Origin of the sequence: Pseudomonas aphyarum (genome assembly GCF_028657055.1) — a bacterium.
Lineage (GTDB): Bacteria > Pseudomonadota > Gammaproteobacteria > Pseudomonadales > Pseudomonadaceae > Aquipseudomonas > Aquipseudomonas aphyarum.
Genome location: NZ_JAMDGS010000014.1, coordinates 67680 through 85473, shown reverse-complemented (window position 1 = coordinate 85473; position 17794 = coordinate 67680). Strand labels below are relative to the sequence as shown.

General features: G+C 60.6%; 20 protein-coding genes. 14 read left to right on the top strand and 6 right to left on the bottom strand.

The features are described from left to right. Positions 1-2: 2 nt before the first annotated feature. A complete protein-coding gene (cyaY, locus tag M5G18_RS21165) occupies positions 3-335 on the bottom strand; it encodes an iron donor protein CyaY (RefSeq protein WP_007951887.1) in 333 nt (110 codons plus the stop codon). A 239-nt stretch (positions 336-574) separates the two neighbouring features. Between cyaY and lptM the strand changes: the two genes are divergently transcribed. The 6 genes from lptM to M5G18_RS21135 are packed head-to-tail and all read left to right on the top strand — an operon-like array spanning position 575 to position 5182. Further along, the gene (gene lptM / locus M5G18_RS21160; RefSeq protein WP_007951888.1) at positions 575-748 is read left to right on the top strand and encodes an LPS translocon maturation chaperone LptM; all 174 of its coding nucleotides are present in this window, start codon (positions 575-577) and stop codon (positions 746-748) included. A gap of 9 nt (positions 749-757) precedes the next feature. Continuing rightward, on the top strand, positions 758-2005 hold the full coding sequence (lysA, locus tag M5G18_RS21155; RefSeq protein WP_007951889.1) for a diaminopimelate decarboxylase: 1248 nt from the start codon (positions 758-760) through the stop codon (positions 2003-2005). Positions 2006-2009: 4 nt separating this feature from the next. Then, complete coding sequence (gene dapF, locus M5G18_RS21150) at positions 2010-2840, top strand: diaminopimelate epimerase (protein WP_011336523.1); 831 nt, start codon at positions 2010-2012, stop codon at positions 2838-2840. Positions 2841-2853: 13 nt separating this feature from the next. Next, positions 2854-3579, top strand: a complete 726-nt coding sequence (locus M5G18_RS21145; RefSeq protein ID WP_007951894.1) for a DUF484 family protein — start codon at positions 2854-2856, stop codon at positions 3577-3579. 2 nt (positions 3580-3581) lie between these two features. Further along, a complete protein-coding gene (xerC, locus tag M5G18_RS21140) occupies positions 3582-4481 on the top strand; it encodes a tyrosine recombinase XerC (protein ID WP_007951897.1) in 900 nt (299 codons plus the stop codon). Next, on the top strand, positions 4478-5182 hold the full coding sequence (locus M5G18_RS21135; protein ID WP_273896077.1) for an HAD family hydrolase: 705 nt from the start codon (positions 4478-4480) through the stop codon (positions 5180-5182). The genes xerC and M5G18_RS21135 overlap by 4 nt, the downstream gene beginning before the upstream one ends. A gap of 65 nt (positions 5183-5247) precedes the next feature. Here the strand turns inward: M5G18_RS21135 and sutA are convergent, their stop codons facing one another. From sutA to glnK, 4 genes are all read right to left on the bottom strand, one after another. Then, entirely contained in the window at positions 5248-5574 is a 327-nt protein-coding gene (gene sutA, locus M5G18_RS21130; protein ID WP_007951900.1) for a transcriptional regulator SutA, read from the bottom strand. Between the two features lie 102 nt (positions 5575-5676). Beyond that, on the bottom strand, positions 5677-6102 hold the full coding sequence (locus tag M5G18_RS21125; protein WP_011336526.1) for a secondary thiamine-phosphate synthase enzyme YjbQ: 426 nt from the start codon (positions 6100-6102) through the stop codon (positions 5677-5679). Between the two features lie 215 nt (positions 6103-6317). Further along, on the bottom strand, positions 6318-7655 hold the full coding sequence (locus M5G18_RS21120) for an ammonium transporter (RefSeq protein WP_273896076.1): 1338 nt from the start codon (positions 7653-7655) through the stop codon (positions 6318-6320). Between the two features lie 37 nt (positions 7656-7692). Further along, entirely contained in the window at positions 7693-8031 is a 339-nt protein-coding gene (gene glnK, locus M5G18_RS21115) for a P-II family nitrogen regulator (RefSeq protein WP_002555808.1), read from the bottom strand. 398 nt (positions 8032-8429) lie between these two features. On the opposite strand from glnK, the gene M5G18_RS21110 reads away from it, so the two are divergent. Further along, positions 8430-8690, top strand: a complete 261-nt coding sequence (locus M5G18_RS21110; protein ID WP_007920416.1) for an accessory factor UbiK family protein — start codon at positions 8430-8432, stop codon at positions 8688-8690. Positions 8691-8992: 302 nt separating this feature from the next. Here the strand turns inward: M5G18_RS21110 and M5G18_RS21105 are convergent, their stop codons facing one another. Beyond that, positions 8993-9247: a HigA family addiction module antitoxin gene (locus tag M5G18_RS21105; RefSeq protein WP_273896075.1), complete on the bottom strand. Its 255-nt coding sequence runs from the start codon at positions 9245-9247 to the stop codon at positions 8993-8995. 488 nt (positions 9248-9735) lie between these two features. Between M5G18_RS21105 and M5G18_RS21100 the strand changes: the two genes are divergently transcribed. From M5G18_RS21100 to M5G18_RS21070, 7 genes are all read left to right on the top strand, one after another. Next, positions 9736-11229, top strand: a complete 1494-nt coding sequence (locus M5G18_RS21100; protein ID WP_273896074.1) for a YifB family Mg chelatase-like AAA ATPase — start codon at positions 9736-9738, stop codon at positions 11227-11229. 374 nt (positions 11230-11603) lie between these two features. Beyond that, entirely contained in the window at positions 11604-12770 is a 1167-nt protein-coding gene (locus M5G18_RS21095; protein WP_273896073.1) for a hypothetical protein, read from the top strand. A 75-nt stretch (positions 12771-12845) separates the two neighbouring features. Further along, entirely contained in the window at positions 12846-13394 is a 549-nt protein-coding gene (locus M5G18_RS21090; protein ID WP_273896072.1) for an adenylyl-sulfate kinase, read from the top strand. Beyond that, complete coding sequence (locus M5G18_RS21085) at positions 13391-14140, top strand: class I SAM-dependent methyltransferase (protein WP_273896071.1); 750 nt, start codon at positions 13391-13393, stop codon at positions 14138-14140. Before M5G18_RS21090 ends, M5G18_RS21085 begins: the two co-directional genes overlap by 4 nt. A 6-nt stretch (positions 14141-14146) precedes the next feature. After that, positions 14147-16462 carry a PEP-utilizing enzyme gene (locus M5G18_RS21080; protein ID WP_273896070.1) on the top strand — a complete coding sequence of 772 codons (2316 nt, stop codon included), beginning with the start codon at positions 14147-14149 and terminating at the stop codon, positions 16460-16462. Further along, on the top strand, positions 16459-17055 hold the full coding sequence (locus M5G18_RS21075) for a gamma-glutamyl-gamma-aminobutyrate hydrolase family protein (RefSeq protein WP_273896069.1): 597 nt from the start codon (positions 16459-16461) through the stop codon (positions 17053-17055). Before M5G18_RS21080 ends, M5G18_RS21075 begins: the two co-directional genes overlap by 4 nt. Before the next feature lie 19 nt (positions 17056-17074). Continuing rightward, positions 17075-17788, top strand: a complete 714-nt coding sequence (locus tag M5G18_RS21070; RefSeq protein ID WP_273896068.1) for a phosphocholine cytidylyltransferase family protein — start codon at positions 17075-17077, stop codon at positions 17786-17788. The last annotated feature ends 6 nt before the right edge of the window (positions 17789-17794 follow it).

The following is a 17794-nucleotide window of genomic DNA, read 5'->3' as shown; positions in this document are numbered from 1 at the left end:
AATCACAGGCCTTCGAAATCGAATTCGGTGCCGGCCTGCTGCTTGACGATGCGCTCGAGCATTTCGCCCAGCTGTTCTTCGCTCTTGTCGCACATCCAGCGTTCGCTTTCTTCGTCATAGTCGAAGTGGAAACCACCGGACACGGCGGCCAGCCACAGCTGACGCAACGGTTCCTGACGACTGAAGATCAGCTGGGTGCCGTTCTCGAACTTGACGGTCAGCACACCGGCCGAGTTCTCCATGTCGATGTCCAGGTCGCTGTCGTCGAAGATGTCTTCCAGTTTTTCCTGGGTTTCATCGACCAGATCGTGGAAACGGGCTTCGGACAAACTCATTGCGGCAACCTCAAAAAATGTCTGATCAGGCTCAAGCGCCGCAAGATACGGACGCTGCCAGCCGATTGCAAAGGATAACGACCAAGCGCCCTGCCCGGCGACGAAATATCCACCCGCCACGCGGGAAAAGTTTCCGCGCCGCAGCCCGAGCCCCGCCGGACGGGAGTTCCGTCGCATAGGCAAGCTGCCGGGTGGCCGGTATACTCCGGCGCAATTAACGCATTTTCAAGGATTTCGCCATGAAGCGCCTGATCTCTTCCCTTGCTGCGCTCGTCGCGGTTGCCTGTCTCGTTTCGGCCTGCGGTCAGAAAGGCCCGTTGTACCTGCCCGATGAAGATCAGGACCCGGCCGAGCAAGCCCAGTCTTCGCAAAAGCAGCCTGTCTCCAAGGCACACAAGCACGACGTTTACTAAGGGATCGCCATGGACGCTTTTAACTACCGTGGCGGGGAACTGTTCGCGGAAGGTGTGGCGCTGTCCGCCATCGCCGATCGCTTCGGCACACCGACCTACGTTTACTCCCGCGCCCACATCGAGGCCCAGTACCTGGCCTACGCCGATGCGCTGGCCGGCATGCCGCACCTGGTCTGCTTTGCGGTCAAGGCCAACTCCAACCTCGGCGTCCTGAATGTCCTGGCCCGTATCGGCGCCGGTTTCGACATCGTTTCCCGTGGCGAGCTGGAACGTGTTCTGGCCGCCGGCGGCAGCCCGGACAAGATCGTGTTCTCCGGTGTCGGCAAGACCCGTGACGACATGCGCCGTGCGCTGGAAGTCGGCGTGCATTGCTTCAACGTCGAATCCACCGACGAGCTCGAGCGCCTGCAAGTGGTCGCCGCCGAGCTGGGCGTTCGTGCGCCGATCTCGCTGCGCGTGAACCCGGACGTCGATGCCGGCACCCACCCGTACATTTCCACCGGTCTCAAAGAGAACAAGTTCGGCATCGCCATCGCCGACGCCGAAGACGTGTACGTGCGTGCCGCGCACCTGCCGAACCTGGAAGTGGTCGGCGTCGACTGCCACATCGGTTCGCAACTGACCACTTTGCCTCCGTTCCTCGATGCCCTCGATCGCCTGCTGGATCTGGTCGATCGTCTCGGCGATTGCGGCATCCACCTGCGCCACATCGATCTCGGTGGTGGCCTGGGTGTGCGTTATCGCGATGAAGAGCCGCCGTTGGCCGCCGATTACATCAAGGCTGTACGTGAGCGTCTGGTCGGTCGTGATCTGGCGCTGGTGTTCGAACCGGGCCGCTTCATCGTCGCCAACGCCGGCGTGCTGCTGACCCAGGTCGAGTACCTCAAGCACACCGAACACAAAGACTTCGCCATCGTCGACGCGGCCATGAACGACCTGATCCGCCCGGCGCTGTACCAGGCCTGGATGGACGTGACCCCGGTCAAGCCACGCGAGACCGCTGCGCGTACCTACGACGTCGTCGGCCCGATCTGCGAAACCGGCGATTTCCTCGCCAAGGAACGCGAGCTGGCGCTGGAAGAAGGCGATCTACTGGCCGTGCATTCGGCCGGTGCCTACGGTTTCGTGATGAGCTCCAACTACAACACTCGCGGCCGTGCCGCCGAAGTGCTGGTGGATGGCGATCAGGCATTTGAAGTGCGTCGCCGCGAGACCGTGGCCGAGCTGTTTGCCGGCGAAAGCCTGCTGCCGGAGTAACCCCATGCTGCTGCGTTTTACCAAGATGCACGGCCTGGGCAACGACTTCATGGTTCTCGACCTGGTCAGCCAGCACGCGCATATTCAGCCCAAGCACGCAAAAATGTGGGGCGACCGGCACACCGGCATCGGTTTCGACCAGTTGCTGATCGTTGAAGCACCGAGCAACCCGGATGTGGATTTCCGTTACCGGATCTTCAACTCCGACGGCTCCGAAGTGGAGCAGTGCGGCAACGGTGCGCGGTGCTTCGCCCGCTTCGTGCTCGACAAGCGTCTGACCGCCAAACGGCAGATCCGCGTCGAGACCAAGGGCGGCATCATCGAACTGGACGTGCGTAACGACGGCCAGATCGGCGTGAACATGGGCGCCCCGCGCCTGGTGCCGGCGGACATTCCGTTCCAGGCGCCGGAGCAGGCCCTGAGTTATCAGGTCGATGTCGACGGTACGCCGGTCGATCTGGCGGCGGTATCGATGGGCAACCCCCATGCGGTGCTGCGGGTCAGCGATATCAACACTGCACCGGTGCATGAACTGGGGCCGAAAATCGAACACCATCCGCGCTTTCCGGCGCGGGTCAACGTCGGCTTTCTCCAGGTCATCGACCGCCATCGCGCACAACTGCGCGTCTGGGAACGCGGCGCCGGGGAAACCCAGGCCTGCGGCACCGGTGCCTGCGCTGCTGCTGTAGCTGCGATCAGTCAGGGGTGGATGGATTCGCCACTGTTGATCGACCTGCCGGGCGGGCGTCTGTCCATTGAATGGGCAGGCCCCGGCCAACCGGTGTTGATGACCGGCCCGGCAGTGCGCGTATACGAAGGACAAGTGCGTCTTTGAGTGAGCAGAAGCCATGACCGATAAGCCTCAGGTACCCGCCCGACAGTCCGGTGAATCAGCGTCCGAGAGCCTGGAGGCGGCAGCGGTTGCCGCGTACCTGGAGGCTCATCCGGACTTCTTCGTCGAGCATGAAGAACTGCTGCCGTCCCTGCGCATCCCCCATCAGCGCGGCGATACCGTCTCGCTGGTCGAGCGCCAGATGGCCATCCTGCGCGACCGCAACATCGAGATGCGTCACCGCCTCTCGCACTTGATGGACGTCGCCCGGGACAACGATCGCCTGTTCGACAAGACCCGTCGCCTGATCCTCGCGCTGATGGACGCTGCCACTCTGGAAGACGTGGTGATCAGCGTCGAAGACAGCCTGCGCCAGGATTTCCAGGTGCCCTTCGTCAGCCTGATTCTGCTCGGCGACAACCCGGCCCCGGTCGGTCGCTGGGTGACCCACGCCGACGCGCAGACCGCCATCGGCGGATTGCTCACCGAAGGTAAAAGCGTCAGCGGCAGCCTGCGTGAACATGAGCTGGACTTCCTGTTCGGCGAAGAACAGCGCAAGCAGATCGGCTCCACCGCCGTGGTCGCCGTCAGCCATCAAGGCATCCACGGAATCCTGGCCATCGCCAGCCGTGATCCGCAGCACTACAAGAGCTCGGTCGGCACGCTGTTCCTCAGCTACATCGCCGAAGTCATGGGTCGCGTACTGCCACGGGTCAACAGCTCCCTGCGCTCGGTACGCTGAGCATGGAACGACAACTGGACGCTTACTGCGAACACCTGCGCAGTGAGCGGCAGGTGTCGCCGCACACGCTGTCGGCCTACCGCCGCGATCTCGACAAAGTCCTCGGCTGGTGCAACAAACAGAACATCGGCAGCTGGCAGGCGCTGGACATCCAGCGCCTGCGCAGCCTGATCGCCCGCCTGCATGCCCAGGGCCAGTCCTCGCGCAGCCTGGCGCGCCTGCTCTCGGCGGTGCGCGGGCTCTATCACTATCTGAATCGCGAAGGCCTCTGCGATCACGATCCGGCCACCGGCCTGGCACCGCCCAAAGGTGAACGCCGGCTGCCGAAAACCCTCGACACCGATCGCGCCCTGCAACTGCTTGAAGGTGCCGTGGAGGACGATTTTCTTGCTCGACGTGATCAGGCGATTCTGGAATTGTTCTATTCCTCCGGCCTGCGCCTGTCGGAGCTAACCGGGCTCAATCTCGATCAGCTCGATCTCGCCGACGGCATGGTTCAGGTACTCGGCAAGGGCAGCAAGACGCGCCTGTTGCCGGTCGGCAAAAAAGCCCGGGAAGCATTGGAGCAATGGCTGCCGTTGCGGGCGCTGACCAATCCGGCGGACGACGCCGTATTCGTCAGCCAGCAAGGCCGACGCCTTGGCCCGCGCGCGATTCAGGTGCGGGTCAAACTGGCCGGCGAGCGCGAACTGGGGCAGAACCTGCACCCGCACATGCTGCGGCACTCCTTCGCCAGCCATTTGCTCGAGTCCTCTCAGGATCTGCGCGCGGTGCAGGAATTGCTCGGCCACTCGGACATCAAGACCACCCAGATCTATACCCACCTGGACTTCCAGCACCTGGCGGCGGTCTACGACAGCGCCCATCCACGGGCCAAACGCATGAAAGGCGACGATTCATGAGCATCCAGTTGATCACCTTCGACCTCGACGACACCTTGTGGGACACCGCCCCGGTGATCGTCAGCGCCGAAGCGGTTTTGCGCGAATGGCTGAGCGAACATGCGCCGAATCTGGGCGCGGTGCCAGTAGAGCATCTGTGGTCGATCCGCGAGCGGGTGCTGGCCAACGAGCCGGGCTTGAAACACCGCATCAGCGCGCTGCGCCGGCGGGTGCTGTTCCATGCGCTGGAGGAAGCCGGCTACGCCCACGGCGAAGCGTCGGATCTGGCGGACAAGAGTTTTGAAGTGTTTCTGCATGCGCGGCATCAGATCGAGGTGTTCCCGGAGGTCGAGCCGATCCTGGAAACCCTCGCCACGCACTACGCCCTCGGGGTGGTCACCAACGGCAACGCCGATGTCCGTCGTCTCGGGCTGGCGGACTACTTCAAGTTTGCGCTGTGCGCCGAAGACATCGGCATCGCCAAGCCGGATGCGCGACTGTTCCACGAGGCTTTGCAACGCGGCGGCGTGAGCGCCGAAGCAGCGGTGCATATCGGCGATCATCCAGGGGATGACATCGCCGGGGCGCAGCAGGCCGGCTTGCGTGCAATCTGGTTCAACCCGGCCGGCAAGGTCTGGGAAGCGGAGCGCCTGCCGGATGCCGAGATTCGCAGCCTGAACGACCTGCCCGCGGTGCTCGCCCGCTGGAACAGCCGCAGCTGATTTTCTTTCGCCCATGAAAAAGCCCGCAGCGACGGCGGGCTTTTTCAGCAAGCAAGCGGCACGCCTCAGATAGGACGGCTGCCGTACTTGTTGTCCGGCTTCTTGGGCGGATCGGCGACCACGTTGGCCTCCACTTCCTGCACCTTGCCGCCGCGCGCAAGGAACTCTTCCATGGCCTTGGCCAGGGCATCGCGCTCCTTGTTCTTGGCTTCGATGCTCGGCAACTCGTCGACCGACACCGCTGCCTTGGCCTTGCCTTTGGCAGCCGGGGCCGGCGTATCGTCACCGCCATCGTCTTCAGCAACGTCTTCCGCTGCTGCTTCCAGACCGTCTTCGGCCTCGTCTTCGTCGCCTACTTCGAGGTCGTCGTTTTCCAGATCATCGTCGCTCATGTTCTACCTCATGACTTGCGAAAAGCAGATTAGTTATAGACCAGCTTTGGCGACTGTCGAAAGTCGCCGGAAAAAAATCGGTAACCATTGGTGACCAACGGTTTATGCCCCTTCACCGTGCAAGGTGGCGAGGACTTTACGGGCACCGCCATGATCACGGTGCTCGCCCAGGTAAACGCCTTGCCAGGTGCCCAGTGCCAGTCGGCCCGCCGTTACCGGCAAACTGATCTGACAGCCCAGCACGCTGGCCTTGAAGTGCGCCGGGAGGTCGTCCAGGCCTTCGTCGTTATGCTCATAGCCGTCTGCTCCTTGTGGGATCAGACGATTGAAAAATCGTTCGAAGTCGCGACGTACCGCCGGATCGGCGTTCTCGTTGATGGTCAACGACGCCGAGGTGTGCTGCAGCCACAAATGCAACAGACCGACCCGGCATGCCTTGAGTTCAGGCAGGCCGGCGAGCAACTCGTCCGTCACCAGATGAAAGCCCCGGGGCCGTGCCCGCAGGGTTATCAGAGTCTGTTGCCACATACAGTTCTCCGCACGTTCGGGGCGCATTCTAGCGCGCTCTGGAAAAAAACAAAGGCCCTAATATTCCTTCAATGATGTAAGCCTTTGGCCGCAGAAAAACACTCGTCGTAAACACGACCAAAGCAGTACGAAAAATCCTTTCAGCTGTATCAGGGAAGACAAATTCCAGACAAAAAAATGCCCGGCGAGCCGGGCAAGTTTTTTGCGGCGCGTGCTTACAGGTTGTAGCCGCGCTCGTTGTGTTGTGCCAGATCCAGGCCGACCGATTCTTCTTCCTCGGTCACGCGCAGCCCCATCACGGCATCCAGCACCTTGAGGATGATGAAGGTGACGATGGCGGTGTAGATCACGGTGAAGCCGACGCCTTTGCACTGAATCCAGACTTGTGCGGCGATGTCGGTGACGGTGCCGAAGCCACCCAGCGACGGTGCGGCGAACACACCGGTCAGGATCGCGCCGAGGATACCGCCGATACCGTGCACGCCGAAGGCGTCCAGGGAGTCGTCATAACCGAGTTTGCGTTTCAGGGTGGTGGCGCAGAAGAAGCACACCACGCCTGCCGCCAGACCGATCACCAGTGCGCCCATCGGGCCCACGGTGCCAGCGGCCGGAGTGATCGCAACCAGACCTGCAACAACGCCAGATGCGATACCCAGTGCGCTTGGTTTGCCGTGGGTGATCCACTCGGCGAACATCCAGCCCAGTGCAGCAGCGGCGGTCGCGATCTGGGTCACCAGCATCGCCATGCCGGCGGTGCCGTTGGCGGCTGCAGCAGAACCGGCGTTGAAGCCGAACCAGCCAACCCACAGCATCGCTGCGCCCATCAGGGTGTAACCCAGATTGTGTGGCGCCATCGGGGTGGTCGGGAAGCCTTTGCGTTTACCCAGTACCAGGCAGGCAATCAGACCGGCCACACCGGCGTTGATGTGCACCACGGTGCCGCCGGCGAAGTCGAGTACGCCCCAGTCCCACATCAGGCCGCCGTTGCCGGACCAGACCATGTGTGCGATCGGTGCATAGACCAGGGTGAACCAGATGCCCATGAAGATCAGCATCGCGGAGAACTTCATTCGCTCGGCGAACGCACCGACGATCAGCGCCGGGGTGATGATCGCGAAGGTCATCTGGAAGGTGATGAAGACCGCCTCGGGGAACAGCGCCGCGGGGCCGGTCAGGCTCGCTGGCGTGACACCGGCCAGGAACGCCTTGCCGAAACCGCCCACGAACGAGTTGAAGTTGACGACGCCCTGCTCCATGCCGGTGGTGTCGAACGCGATGCTGTAGCCATAAATGACCCACAGGACGCTGATCACACCGGTAATCGCGAAGCACTGCATCATCACGGAAAGAATATTTTTCGACCGAACCATGCCGCCGTAGAACAGCGCGAGGCCAGGAATGGTCATGAACAGCACGAGGGCTGTGGAGGTGAGCATCCAGGCGGTGTCGCCGGAGTTCAGGACTGGAGCTGCCACTTCGTCTGCCGCCATGGCCAGGCCGGGCATTACGATAGACAACAGGGCTCCTAGCCCTGCGAATTTACGCAGAGTCATATTGTTTTCTCCTGGGGCGTTGGGTTTGTGGCGGCGTTTAGATCGCGTCGGTATCGGTTTCGCCGGTACGGATGCGGATCGCCTGTTCCAGATTGACCACGAAGATCTTGCCGTCACCGATCTTGCCGGTGTTGGCAGCCTTGGTTATCGCCTCGATAACCCGATCCAGATCCTTGTCGTCGATGGCAACGTCGATTTTCACCTTGGGCAGAAAATCGACCACATACTCCGCGCCGCGATACAGCTCGGTGTGACCCTTCTGCCGACCGAAGCCTTTGACTTCAGTAACGGTAATGCCCTGCACGCCGATTTCGGACAGCGACTCGCGCACGTCGTCCAACTTGAACGGCTTGATGATGGCAGTGACTAGCTTCATGAAACTCTCTCCCGAATTGGTGGACTTGCCCCAGGAAAACAAACCCGACTCAAGTCTAAGCGCAGTGCCTGGCTTTGTAACGCTTCGTTGTCGACGCCAGCTAACCGCTCCAGACGAAACTCCCCGCTCCGTCTGCCGCACTGCATTCGTCACAGCGACTGCATCAGTGCATGGGTCGAAGGTGACTAAGCAGAAAGCTTGCCATCTCGCCAAAAACCACTGATTTCAATCCCTTGGCCGCTGCCGCAGATGCCATCACCCAAATGGCACTCGGGATACGCACAACAACGGTGCGTGGCCGTGCATCCAGTTGCGCGAAAAGCGTGCATCCGTGCCTGCGCCAATGACTATAGACACTGCGTGATACACTGCCGGCCATTGTTTCCAGGACATATCCCATGCTCGCGCCCAAAGACTTCCTCGACGCCCTGAGCGGCACCGCCTCCCGCCTGTTCAGCGGCGACACGCCCTTGCCAAAAGCCGAAATCGAAAGCCAGTTCAAGATGCTGCTGCAAAGTGCCTTCAGCAAACTGGACCTGGTGAGCCGCGAAGAATTTGACAGTCAGATGGTAGTGCTGGCGCGCACTCGCGCCCGGCTCGAGAGCCTTGAGGCGAAGGTGGCGGAGATGGAAGCGAAGCTGACGCCGCCGGCTGAGTGAGGCCTCATCCCAGCCCGCAACTGGTTGGCGGAATTTCGTTGGTGCTTGTGCCAGCGATCAAACCTGCATAACCTCAGCAAACGTGAGTGTGTCCACTAAGGATGCGCAGGCCTTGGCCTCACCGAAGCCTGCAACTGAAAACCGTCTCCTCAAGGCGGTTTTTTTTCGCCTTGAGATAGCTGCAACAATCGGTTTCTGAGGAGTAGTCACAGCAGCTGTTCAGCTCCCCGCCGTAAGACCTTGGATTCAGATCAAGCGCAATGCGCCAGCCACTCAACTTGATCACGGACGGAAACTCCTCTCTAAACTTCAGCTTTTCGCAAATCGTAAGTCGACTGAAGATTCATCCAGAACTCAGGCGTGGTGTTGAGGTGAATGGCCAGCCTGATTGCCAGATCGGTGCAGATCCTGAGTTGGCATTTCACAAGCTTCTCGATCTCGGTTTCAGGCCAGTTTGTGGGCATGCCCAAGTCCATGACCGTCATGCCCAACGGCTCCATGAATTCCTTATTCAGAACCTCGCCCGGATGGATTGGGCGCACACCGTTGTTGTTCATTTTTCGCCTCCAGAGGCTGCATTGAGTGGCCAAACTGGAGCATCCGACTTTGCGATACAAGACCGTCGAGTCGCTTTCGCTGGCGTCCTACAACTATTAGGGCATGCCCCTACAAAAATCAGCGTCTGCGCCTATTTAAGTTGTCCTTACGCCTGTCATTACATTAGCGACACCCATCAGAAAGGAGGTCTCTGTGAAGGATAAAAAGAGAAAGACAAAGCTACTTCAGGTTGTTGAACTACACCTCGAAGCACTTCGACTGACTGGAAATTTGTCAGCCAATCAACGGAGGCTTATTGAAGTTGCCATTACGTGCGGACCTGAGCTTGAGCCAAGTGGTCTGTTAGCAGGCAGAAGATGAATGCATCGGGCCGCACAACCGCTTTCTGATACGTCTTGTAAACCTCTACTCAAACGCTAGAACCCGGCTCAACTACCCTTCAAAAACCCGCAGGAAGCGGCCCCTCGATTCAACTCAAGGAACGACCATGTCCCTCGCCATCGTCCACAGCCGCGCCCAGATTGGCGTGGATGCCCCCGCCGTCACCGTTGAAGTCCACCTGGCCAACGGCTTGCCTTCGCTGACCATGGTCGGCCTGCCCGAAGCGGCGGTGAAAGAGAGCAAGGATCGGGTGCGCAGTGCAATCATCAATTCCGGTCTGCAGTTTCCGGCGCGGCGGATCACGTTGAATCTGGCGCCGGCGGATTTGCCCAAGGATGGCGGGCGGTTCGATCTGGCGATTGCGCTGGGGATTCTGTCGGCGAGTGTGCAGGTGCCGACGTTGACGCTTGATGACGTGGAGTGTCTGGGTGAGCTGGCGTTATCCGGCGCAGTGCGGGCGGTGCGCGGGGTGTTGCCGGCGGCGCTGGCGGCGCGCAAGGCCGGGCGGACGCTGGTGGTGCCACGGGCGAATGCCGAGGAGGCTTGTCTGGCGTCCGGACTGAGGGTGATTGCGGTCGATCATCTGCTGGAGGCCGTGGCGCATTTCAATGGGCATACACCGGTCGAGCCTTATGTCTCGGATGGGCTTATCCATGCCGCCAAACCCTATCCCGACCTGAATGAAGTACAGGGTCAACTGGCCGCCAAACGGGCGCTGCTGATTGCCGCTGCTGGCGGCCACAATCTGCTGTTCAGCGGGCCACCGGGGACAGGCAAGACATTGCTGGCCAGCCGTTTGCCGGGGTTGCTGCCACCGCTGGCCGAGACTGAAGCGCTGGAAGTGGCAGCGATTCAATCCGTCGCCAGCGGCGCACCGTTGACTCACTGGCCGCAGCGCCCGTTTCGCCAACCGCATCACTCGGCCTCCGGGCCGGCACTGGTCGGTGGCAGTTCAAAACCCCAGCCCGGCGAAATCACCCTCGCCCACCATGGCGTGCTGTTCCTCGACGAATTGCCGGAGTTTGATCGCAAGGTGCTGGAGGTCCTGCGAGAGCCACTGGAGTCTGGACACATCGTGATTTCCCGGGCCAAGGAGCGGGTGCGCTTTCCGGCACGCTTTCAGCTCGTCGCCGCGATGAACCCCTGCCCCTGTGGATATCTTGGCGAGCCGACCGGGCGCTGCTCGTGCACCCCGGACATGGTGCAGCGCTATCGCAACAAACTGTCGGGGCCGTTGCTGGACCGGATCGATCTGCACCTGACCGTTGCGCGAGAGGCCACTGCCTTGAATCCGGCAGTGAAACCCGGAGAGGACAGTGCCACGGCGGCAATCCAGGTCGCCGAAGCACGCGAGCGACAGCAAAAACGCCAGGGCTGCGCCAATGCGTTTCTCGATCTGTCGGGGTTACGCAGGCACTGCAAGTTATCCACAGCCGATGAAAACTGGCTGGAGTCAGCCTGTGAGCGATTGACCCTGTCGCTGCGTTCGGCACATCGGCTGCTCAAGGTTGCACGGACACTGGCCGATATAGAGAAGGTTGATGCCATCTCCCGTGAGCATCTGGCCGAAGCGCTTCAGTATCGTCCGGCGACGCAATGAAGGGATGGACAGGCTGCTTAAAAGCAATCTGTGCCGGCTGAAAATAAAGTCCGCACGCACTGATAGCCATTAGCCAAGATGTGATATAACGACGGCGCTCTTCATCAGGCACCAGAGCTTTTAGTTAAAAACTTCAAACTTTAAAGCAATATAAAATGGAGGCAACACATCATGGAAAAGATCTCTTCAGCCCAGCGGGCGCAATATACTTGATCAATTAAAATCGTCTTGAAACGGCAGACTGAAACAACTGCCGATGACAGATTTTGAATGGCGAACGCACGAAGACAATATCAATCAATTAATTGTCTACGCACAATCCAGCCGATCCAGCTTTTTTTTGCCACGGCAAACTTTATAAGTACAAATCAATAATGAAAAACGTTTATTTGATCAGCAATGTCACCCGTGGCGGAAAAACCTACCTCGAATACCTGATCCCGGCGCTCAATGCCCTGCGCCATACCTACAACTGTATCGTGCTGCAAACCGACAAGACCGGCCTGAGCAGGCACGAGGCAGAAGAGATCCTTGACTATCCGGTTGAGCAGGTGGACGTCGAAGTCATCGCGAAACTGGCCTCACAAGTCGTCATTTCAAACGATGCCTGGATTGGCCGACTGCTCGACGATTCAAACTTCGGTATTTTCATGACCCACGGCAACGTGGGAATGCCGACCAAAGACAAGTATTACTACGCCGAACTGACGTCCTATTGGGATGTGGTCATTTCTTCGTCCCGATCGGGTTTTGATCTGATCAGATCGGGCCTGCAACGCTACAGACCCGACAGAAAGGCCCTGAAATCGCTGATTGCCGATGGCATAGCCTTGCGCGCCGACCTGCGCAAGACCAGTCCGGTCGCGACTCTGCCCATCAAGGTTCCGAAATTCTTCGAATCCGCCCCCGGGTCGGACAAAGCGTCGGATGATTTCGTTGTCGGACTGCTGCCGACCCAACTGGGAATCTGCCCAAGCGGCGCCTCCCTGTACGAGAACCTGCAAACCGTGATCAACGCGGTCAAATCACAGATCCCTCACGCCCGGTTCATCCTGCGTCCGTACATGGCCGACCTTCAGCATCCAACCCTGAAGGACCTGTGCAGCCAGCTCTCTGCGTATGAATGGATCACCATCGACACGGCAGGCACCAGCAGCACGGTTTTCTATCAACAGTGCGACACCATCATCACCGACGCCTCGACCGGCGGTGTCTCGTTCATGCTCAACACGTGCAAGCTGCCGATCTATTACGTTCCGACGACCGACGAGTCCAATCCGACTGTCGAGGTCTGGCTGCAGCAGATGAACAACTTGTTGCCCATCGCCAAGAACGGCGACGAACTCAAAGAGTTGGCACTCGGTTTCAGCCTGATGTCCTCTGAAGACTGCTACTTCATTTACAAGAAGTTCTATGAGAGTCAATACAGTAACTTGCCATTACCGCAGGATGTGTTTCACGACTTGATTGAACACAGGCACGACTCGATGTTCTGCCAACTAACCATCGACTCTTTTGGCAACTTAAAAGAACGTGACTGAATACTTGCATCGCGTGTTGAACCGGCAGCAGGTTCATCACGCCAGGTATCCAAACCGGACACGGGTCAGAACGCTATGAAATGTAACCCTAACGCACAAGTGATCTGGATTACGGGCCTTTCAGGCGCCGGCAAGTCAACGCTGGCCGCTGAAGTCGTAGCCCGTCTGCGCAGCAACGGCCAATCGGTTGTAATGCTCGACGGCGACGAGCTGCGCGAGGTGTTCGGCGCCACTGCGAACAACTCGCAAAACCATGGCCGCGAAGGCCGACTCGCGCTGGCCATGCAATACGCCCACCTCTGCAGAATGATCGCCGCGCAAGGTCACACCGTGGTGATCGCAACGATTTCGCTGTTTCATGAAGTCCATGCCTGGAACCGCACCCATCTGCCCGGCTATTTCGAGGTTTATCTCAAAGTCCCGGTAGAAGAACTCACTCGCCGCGACCCCAAGGGCATCTACCGCCGGTTTCACGCCGGAGAACTGCACAACGTTGCCGGACTCGACCTGCCTGTGGATGAACCGCAGGCAGCGGACTGGCTGGTTGAATTCGACCCCCTGCGCTCCAGGCAAGACCTGGCAGACGATCTACTCAATAAAATTCACACAAGGAATCCGGCATGAAAACCGAATGGGATTACACCACCCTGGCCGACGCTTACCTGAAGCGTCCTGACTACGCCGATGCCGCCATCGACGCGATGCTTTCGATCGCGGGCGCCGAGCAGGGCGACAAATTCTGTGACGTTGGCGCCGGCGTTGCCCACCTGACGCTGATGCTGGCCGCTCGCGGCCTGGACGTCACCGCCGTGGAGCCCAACGACGCCATGCGCGCCAACGGCATCAAGCGCACCGCCGAGCTGGCCAATGTCAAATGGCACGAAGGCACCGGCGAAGCGACCGGGCAAGCGACCCAGGCGTTCGACATGGTCACCTTCGGCAGCTCGTTCAACGTCTGCGACCGCCAGCAGGCGCTCAAGGAAACCGCGCGCATTCTCAAGCCGCGGGGCTGGTTCGCCTGCATGTGGAACCACCGCAACCTCGAAGACCCGATCCAGGCCCGGATCGAAGCCATCATCAAGGAACGCGTACCCGGTTATGGCTACGGCACCCGCCGCGAAGACCAGACGGCCGTGATCGACGCCAGCGAACTGTTCGGCCCGGTCGTGCACCTGGATGCCCGCGTCATTCACGAGCAGAGCATCGAGGAATGCCTGGAAGCCTGGCGCTCCCACGCGACGCTGGAGCGCCAGGCCGGTGCGAATTTCCATGAAGTGATCAGCGCCATCGACGACTACCTCAAAGGCTTGAAGACGCCTTCGATCCAGATCCCGTACTCGACGAACATTTGGGTCGCCCAGCTGAGATAACGCCTGATGGCCCTGCATTTCTCTACCAAGGCTGGGACGCTGTCCAGCCTGCAAGGACGGCTCACCTCGGCCCGCATTGCTCCGCTGCTGGCATTCACTGTGGCGGACTGGCGACGGGATCGGCAAGCCTGTGTCCAGGCGATCCGGGAACGATTGCCGGCCGCCCCGTGGATCGTGCGTTCCAGTTGCGGGCGCGAGGACAGCGCCCAGGCGTCCTTCGCGGGCGCCTTCCTGTCGATCCCGGATGTCGATGACGCAGGGCTGGCCTCGGCGGTTGAACAGGTGATCGACAGCTATGGCGAGGTGTATCCATCGGACGAGATCCTGATCCAGCCCATGCTGGGGAATGTGCTGCGCTCCGGCGTGGCCTTTTCCCACGACCCCAACACCTGCGCGCCGTATCGCGTGGTGAACTGGTCGGAAGGCAGCGACACCGCCTCGGTGACCGGTGGCATGGGCGGTCGGCTCTGGCAGCAGGCCGCCCACAGCATGGTTTCAGCGCCCACAGCGCTCGCGCCTGTGGTCGGTTTGCTCGAAGAGTTGCTGGACCTGTTCGGCGGCGGACCTGTCGACTGCGAGTTTGCAGTCACCCGTGAAACCGAAGGCGAAGCGCTCTGGCTGTTACAGGCCCGGCCGCTGATTCTGCCCTCCCGTCCGGAATCCGATACAGAGCAATCGGCCCGCCTGGACAGCATTCAGCGCAAAGTCGCGCGTGGCATGCGACCGCATCCGTTCCTGATCGGCCAGCGCACGGTCTATGGCGTGATGCCTGACTGGAACCCGGCGGAGATCATCGGAATCCGGCCCAAACCGCTGGCGCTCTCGCTGTACCGGGATCTGGTGACCGACTCCATCTGGGCCTACCAGCGGCACAACTACGGCTATCGCAATCTGCGCAGCTTTCCGCTGATGCCGCACTTTTTCGGCCTGCCCTATATCGATGTGCGCCTGTCGTTCAACTCGTTCATTCCGGCGGACCTCGATGAGGATCTGGCGGGACGACTGGTCGACTATTACATCGACAGATTACTGGCCGAACCGACACTCCACGACAAGGTGGAGTTCGAAATCGTGTTCTCGTGCTACACCCTGGATCTCTCGCAACAACTGGAGCGCCTCGCCGATGCAGGCTTTCAGCCCCACGAGCTGGAAGCGATCAGCACCAGCCTGCGCAAGCTGACCAATCGCATCGTCCATCCCAAGGACGGTCTGTGGCGCAGCGATGCCAACAAGCTGGATGTACTCAATGCCCGTCGTGAAGAGCTGCTGGCCTCCGACGCCGACCCGCTGGAGCGCATTTACTGGCTGCTGGAAGACGCAAAACGTTACGGCACCCTGCCCTTCGCCGGCCTGGCCCGTGCGGGCTTCGTCGCCGTGCAGATGCTCAGGTCGCTGGTGTCCGTGGGCGTGTTCTCGCAGGCCGACTACGATGCGTTCATGGCAGGGGTTTCAACCGTCAGCGGGCAGCTGGCGCGCGACCGGGCGACGCTCGACAAGACGACCTTCCTCGCCCGTTACGGCCATCTGCGGCCGGGCACCTACGACATCCTTTCTCCCCGCTACGACGAAGCGCCGGAACTCTATTTCGACTGGACTCAACGTCCGGCCGCCCCGGAACCGCTGCAACCGTTTTCGCTGACGCTGCCACAGATGCGCGAAATCGTGAAACTGCTCGAAGCCCATGGCTTGCAGCCGGATCCGGTAGGCTTGCTGGACTTCCTGCAGAACGGTATCGAACTGCGGGAGCTGGCCAAGTTTCACTTCACCCGCAATCTCTCCGATGCCCTTGCCCTGATTGCGCAAGTCGGTGCCGAGCACGGTATCGATCGCGAAGACCTGGCCTATTGCGACATCCGCGCCTTCACCGAACTGCACGTGGCGGCAGCGGATCCCAAAGAGGTGCTGCTGCGCAGCATCGAGCAGGGCAAGGCGCGTTATGCCGAGACGCTCAAGGTCTCCCTGCCGCCGGTGATCACCCGGCCGGAAGATGTCTGGAGCTTCGAGTGGCCGGAAACGGCGCCCAATTTCATCACCCAGAAACGTGTGACCGCACCGGTTGTACTGTGTGACGACCGGGACAAACTCGCCGGGGCCATCGTCTGCATTCCCAATGCCGATCCGGGGTTCGACTGGTTGTTCGCCTACCCGATTGCCGGATTGATCACAGCCTGGGGCGGCGCCAACTCGCACATGGCGATCCGTGCCGGCGAGCTTGGCCTGCCGGCCGTCATTGGGGCAGGTGAAGTGCTTTACCGGCGCTGGTCGACCGCGGATACCCTGCACCTGGATTGCCCGGGCCGCCGGGTGGAGATGATGACATGAAGGTGGTCGCAGTCAGTCAACGGGTGGACAGCCATCCAGAGCGCGAAGAAACCCGGGATGCACTGGATCAGCGACTGATCGGGTTCCTTCTGGCAGCCGGTTTCATCCCGGTACCCGTGCCCAACGGCTTGCCGCTCGATCACTGGCTGGCGGCCGTCGCGCCACACGCCATTGTGCTGTCGGGTGGCAATGACATCGGTCAGTGCCCGCCCCGCGACCGTACCGAGAGCGAGTTACTGGATCACGCTCGCGAACGTCAGTTGCCAGTCCTGGGCATTTGTCGCGGCATGCAGATGCTGGCGCACGAGGCTGGCGGCGAGTTGAAACCGGTGACCGGTCATGTTCGAACCCGGCATCAGCTGTCCGGCCGGATCGTCGCCGAGGTGAACAGCTATCACGGCCTCGCTCTTGCCGGTTGCCCGCAGGGTTTCGACGTCATGGCGCGCAGCGAAGACGGTGAAATCGAAGCCATCCGCCACCTTCAATTGCCTTGGGAAGGCTGGATGTGGCACCCGGAGCGCGAAGCGGATTTTGCCGCCCACGACCTTGAACGTATCCGGCTGTTGTTCGGCGAACCCGACCCCCTTCAATAACTCACGGGATAGACGTGTTGTGAAAGCCATTATTCTGGCTGCCGGACGTGGCAGTCGCATGAAAAGCCTCACGGATGAGCGCCCCAAGTGCCTGGTCGAATTGCGGGGTAAGCCACTGCTCGAATGGCAGCTGGAATCCTTGCGCGCGGCGGGCATCAGCGAAATCGCCATAGTGACCGGCTATAAAAGAGAGTTGCTGGCCGAGCGTGGCCTGATCGAATTCCATAACCCACGCTGGGCGGACACCAACATGGTGTCGTCGCTGGCGTGCGCCGAATCCTGGCTGCAGGGCCAGCCGTGCATCGTGAGTTATTCCGATATTTTCTACAGCCCTGACGCCGTTAGGTCGTTGATGACCAACGAAGCATCGCTGGCCGTCACCTACGACCCCCATTGGCTGGCACTGTGGACGCAGCGTTTCGGCGATCCGTTGCTGGATGCCGAAACGTTCCGCCTGACCGACGCCGGCACGCTGGCCGAAATCGGCAACAAGCCGCAATCGGTGGACGAAGTTCAGGGTCAGTATATGGGGCTGCTGCGCTTCACCCCGGAGGGCTGGGCAGAGGTCGTTCGGCTACGAGCCGAACTGACCCCGGAACAACGCGACAAGATGCACATGACCAACACCCTGCAACGTGTCATCGACGCGGGGCGGGTTCCGGTCGCGGCCGTGGCCTACAGCGGAGAATGGGGAGAGGTCGACTCCAGCGAAGACCTCTCCGCGTACCAGTAAGCCGAT

Coding starts and splice junctions, on each gene's coding strand:
- cyaY (WP_007951887.1), bottom strand. CDS start 335: ATGAGTTTGTCCGAAGCCCGTTTCCACGATCTGGTCGATGAAACCCAG.
- lptM (WP_007951888.1), top strand. CDS start 575: ATGAAGCGCCTGATCTCTTCCCTTGCTGCGCTCGTCGCGGTTGCCTGT.
- lysA (WP_007951889.1), top strand. CDS start 758: ATGGACGCTTTTAACTACCGTGGCGGGGAACTGTTCGCGGAAGGTGTG.
- dapF (WP_011336523.1), top strand. CDS start 2,010: ATGCTGCTGCGTTTTACCAAGATGCACGGCCTGGGCAACGACTTCATG.
- M5G18_RS21145 (WP_007951894.1), top strand. CDS start 2,854: ATGACCGATAAGCCTCAGGTACCCGCCCGACAGTCCGGTGAATCAGCG.
- xerC (WP_007951897.1), top strand. CDS start 3,582: ATGGAACGACAACTGGACGCTTACTGCGAACACCTGCGCAGTGAGCGG.
- M5G18_RS21135 (WP_273896077.1), top strand. CDS start 4,478: ATGAGCATCCAGTTGATCACCTTCGACCTCGACGACACCTTGTGGGAC.
- sutA (WP_007951900.1), bottom strand. CDS start 5,574: ATGAGCGACGATGATCTGGAAAACGACGACCTCGAAGTAGGCGACGAA.
- M5G18_RS21125 (WP_011336526.1), bottom strand. CDS start 6,102: ATGTGGCAACAGACTCTGATAACCCTGCGGGCACGGCCCCGGGGCTTT.
- M5G18_RS21120 (WP_273896076.1), bottom strand. CDS start 7,655: ATGACTCTGCGTAAATTCGCAGGGCTAGGAGCCCTGTTGTCTATCGTA.
- glnK (WP_002555808.1), bottom strand. CDS start 8,031: ATGAAGCTAGTCACTGCCATCATCAAGCCGTTCAAGTTGGACGACGTG.
- M5G18_RS21110 (WP_007920416.1), top strand. CDS start 8,430: ATGCTCGCGCCCAAAGACTTCCTCGACGCCCTGAGCGGCACCGCCTCC.
- M5G18_RS21105 (WP_273896075.1), bottom strand. CDS start 9,247: ATGAACAACAACGGTGTGCGCCCAATCCATCCGGGCGAGGTTCTGAAT.
- M5G18_RS21100 (WP_273896074.1), top strand. CDS start 9,736: ATGTCCCTCGCCATCGTCCACAGCCGCGCCCAGATTGGCGTGGATGCC.
- M5G18_RS21095 (WP_273896073.1), top strand. CDS start 11,604: ATGAAAAACGTTTATTTGATCAGCAATGTCACCCGTGGCGGAAAAACC.
- M5G18_RS21090 (WP_273896072.1), top strand. CDS start 12,846: ATGAAATGTAACCCTAACGCACAAGTGATCTGGATTACGGGCCTTTCA.
- M5G18_RS21085 (WP_273896071.1), top strand. CDS start 13,391: ATGAAAACCGAATGGGATTACACCACCCTGGCCGACGCTTACCTGAAG.
- M5G18_RS21080 (WP_273896070.1), top strand. CDS start 14,147: ATGGCCCTGCATTTCTCTACCAAGGCTGGGACGCTGTCCAGCCTGCAA.
- M5G18_RS21075 (WP_273896069.1), top strand. CDS start 16,459: ATGAAGGTGGTCGCAGTCAGTCAACGGGTGGACAGCCATCCAGAGCGC.